This window comes from Okeania hirsuta, from assembly GCF_003838195.1.
Taxonomy (GTDB): Bacteria; Cyanobacteriota; Cyanobacteriia; order Cyanobacteriales; family Microcoleaceae; genus Okeania; species Okeania hirsuta.
In genome coordinates, this window is sequence record NZ_RCBY01000444.1 from 1 (window position 1) to 3,063 (window position 3,063).

1 protein-coding gene is annotated in these 3,063 nt (G+C 37.3%); it reads left to right on the forward strand.

The window, feature by feature from the left end:
* Positions 1–420: 420 nt before the first annotated feature.
* Positions 421–2,625 carry a PhoX family protein gene (locus tag D5R40_RS31540; RefSeq protein ID WP_124155778.1) on the forward strand — a complete coding sequence of 735 codons (2,205 nt, stop codon included), beginning with the start codon at positions 421–423 and terminating at the stop codon, positions 2,623–2,625.
* Positions 2,626–3,063: the final 438 nt, after the last annotated feature.

A 3,063-nucleotide genomic window follows, 5' to 3' on the forward strand; every position in this document is an offset into this window, starting at 1 on the left:
AAAAAGCCCAAAATGACTATTGCGACATACGCAATAAAAGAACAGAAGCCTTGATATACATATACTTGAAAAATGAAATTCAACCGCCTTAAACCTAAGTTCCCAAAATAAAGTTACATATCAATCTTTCCAGCTCATTTTCGAGCAAGTGAAACATTATTTTTTAGAAAAAAGCCCAAAATGACTATTGCGACATACGCAATAAAATAACAGAAGCCATGATATATCTAGACTTGAAAAATAAAATTAAACCGCATTAATACTAAACTCACAAACAAAGTTACAGATAATATCCATTTAATGCTGTTGAAAAAAAGTCTACTACAAAAAAGAAAATAGTACATACTATGCCTAATTATCCCTTTCCAAAAAGTATCAATCGACGCTATATTAAAAAACGTCAAACTTATTACTTTTTCTATGAACCTTAAACGTAGAGAATTCCTTATCTTTCTAGGATCTACCGCAGGAACAATAACCCTTAGTTCCTGTCAAAAACAATCATCTACTCCAGCAATTGAAAAATCTCCAATTAGTGGAACTTCTACCAACAATATTAATTTCCAACCAGTCAAAGGTCCAATGCCTTTGACAACGAGTAATCAAGAGTTTAAAATGGAGAATTATACTAATTACGAAGTAGCAGATGATTTAATAATTCCAGAAGGTTTTACTTACGATGTTATTGGGTCATGGGGAGACAAAATAGGTGATTCACGTTTTGGCTACAATAATGACTATCTTTCCTACATTGAAACAGGTAAAAATGAAGGATTATTAACAATAAACTTTGAATATATTAGCCCTTTGCCTTGGGTAACAACTTATCAAACAGTTATTGGTAAATCTATGCCTTTTGCAGAATTAGCAACAGCATTTAGACAGGTAGGAGAATCAGGAATTAATTCTTCAGAATTACTTGAAAATTCCCTGAAACAAAATATTATTGCAACAGCTAAAGAAGCAATGATTGATATGGGAATAGGTGTAATTTCCATACGTCGCGAACCCGATGGAAAATGGGTAAGAACAAATTCAAAATTTGACCGCAGAATAACAGGTATTTCAGGATTAGAAGACGGGCGTTATTTAAAATCAACAGGACCAGCAGTAGCAGTTTTTAATAAAAAAGGCAAAGGTTATAATGATAAATTAGGCGATCGCATTATAGGTAGTTTTGCTAACTGTGCAGGCGGCACTACACCTTGGGGAACAGTATTTAGTGCCGAAGAAAATTTTCAAAATTATGTAGTAGAAGCAGTATATCCTGATGGTACTTCTGTTGACCCGACCAGAGAAAAATCTCTCTTTATTGGTGAAAGAGGAGTCGCTGGTCTGGGAAGTGTATTTGGTTTAGCTGGTAATAAGTATGGTTGGATGGTAGAAGTAGACCCAGCTAACCCTGATGACTATGGTACAAAACATACTTGGTTAGGTCGTTATCGCCACGAAGCAGTAGGTATTAGGGTAGAAACTGATAAACCATTAGCATTTTATTCCGGATGCGATCGCCGTAGTGGTCATCTATATAAATTTGTGAGTAAAGGTAAAGTAAAAGACCCCACCGATAAAGCTAACTCTCAACTTTTGACAGACGGAATGTTGTATGGCGCTAAATTTAATCCTGATGGTACAGGTAGTTGGATTTCCCTCCAACCTGATACTCCTGTGAATCCAGATTTGCCAGAAGTCCACTTTAACAATATGATTAATCTACCCCAAAGACCTGATGGTGGTAGCTTTAAAGCCATAACTGCTCAAGAAGTAGAAAGGTTCAAAAAGAAATATAAAACTCTGGGGGACCTATATAAAGGTAATGCTGAACAGAAACAAGGAGCTATTCTCATTGATGCTCATCTAGCTGCTAATGCTGCTGGTGTTACTTGTACCGCACGTCCCGAAGATACTCAGGTAGATAAAAATGGTAATTTATTTATTGCCTTTACCTCTGGGTCTCCTAGTAAATCTGATGGTAGTCCAGACAAACGTATATTTAAAGGTCCGGATGGTGAAGCTTACGAGTTTGGTTGGATTATGCGTTTGACTGAGGATGATAATCAACCAGATGCTATGACATTTAGTTGGGAAATGTTTGCTACTGGGGGCGAACCTATGGAGGGTGGACTAGGATTTTCTAATCCTGACAATTTAGAATTTGATGAACTGGGTAATTTGTGGATGGTGACAGATATTAGTACCAGTAAGCATAATAAAACAGTACCTATGAATCGAGTGGGTCAGGATGGCAAACCCATAAATCAGTCTACTCTTTGTGGTTTATTTGGTAATAATTCTATCTGGTATCTTCCCACTTCTGGTCCTAATGCTGGAGAAGCTTATTTGTTTGGAATAGCACCAACAGAAAGTGAAACTTGTGGGCCTTTCTTTACCAAAGACCAGAAAACTTTGTTTTTAGCTATTCAACATCCAGGAGAATATAACGGCATTCGCAAAAATATGACTTCAGAAACTCGTCAGTTGGCAATGAAAACGACAGATGGTTCAGATTTTGTCCAGAGTCGTACCGTGCCTATGGGGTCTAACTGGCCAACTAAAAAAATTAACGATCCTCCGAAACCTTCAGTTGTAGCTATTCGTCGATTGGATTCAACACCGATTACTTAATAGCAGGGAACAGGGAACATTGGGAAAAACATTTCCCTGTCTGAGATTCATCATCACTCTATGTCCGTGTCCTACCTATCTATTGCTATAGATATTGCTATAAATAGGGTTTGCTGAAAAAGCCTTTTTTAAGGAGTGGGGAACCCACCCCTAACCCCTCCCAGGAGGGGAAAAAGGGAGTAGGAGAGTAGGGGAGTAGGGGAATAATTTTTTTTGCCCAACTATGCGCCAGAAATGCGCTCCTTTTTGAGCATCAAGAGCTGAAAGCCAAGGTATTTCAGACCTAAAAAGGCACTTATCTTTATCTGTAAATACTTTTAGCTCACATTCCGCACGTCAATTTGTAACATTAAAAGTAGTATATAAATCCGTAGCTTGGTAGGTATTTATACTATGCAAATCATCTCAATTACTTTTTTCGTTGATCAAATTCCGAGT